Annotated in this window: 1 pseudogene; it reads right to left on the reverse strand. The window is 66.5% G+C overall.

Going from position 1 to position 603, the window contains the following annotated elements:
* Positions 1–603 (reverse strand): annotated as a pseudogene (locus AC08OV_RS20855) (hypothetical protein); the annotation flags it as partial.

Here is a 603-nt window from a genome sequence, read left to right on the forward strand (position 1 = left end):
CGCCTGTTCCAGCAGCCGATGTTCGATGGCGCGGCCAGCCTCCCCCACCATGGCTTCCGCCGACGGATTCGCCTCGGCGAGCCTGCAGATGAGGCTGAACACGCCCTCGATGCGCCCGCTGAGGGGGTCGCGGACGGGAACGGATATGCACGCGTCCGGTTGGTAGAGGTCAGCGAAGTGCTCGGCGCCCGAGACCCGGGCGGGGCGCCTTTCCACGAGTGCGAGGGCTACGGCGCTGGTGCCGACCAGGTGCTCGGCGACGCAGAACCCAGGGTGTAGGCCGAAGGATGCCTCACCGACCCGGTGCGCCAGTATTCTTGCCTGGTCGTCGGTGAGACACACGCACACCCAGGTCCCGGCGATCGTGGATGCCAGTCGGTCGAGTACCGGGTCGGCCGCGCGGACCAGGCGCGTATCCAGGTCAAGATCCGGATCATAGACGGGGGAGCACCGGTCCGGGCTCACGTTCAGTACCTGGCTGCGCCACCACGAACCCAAGATCGCGTTTTGTGGGCCTTCCGCTACCAGGTCACCGGTTACCAGGTCACCGGTCAGGAATAGTTCCCGCAGGTGAGCGTTGTTACGCTGCGCAAGGTTATCCCA

The organism is Frankia sp. CeTa3Moorea (genome assembly GCF_978021225.1).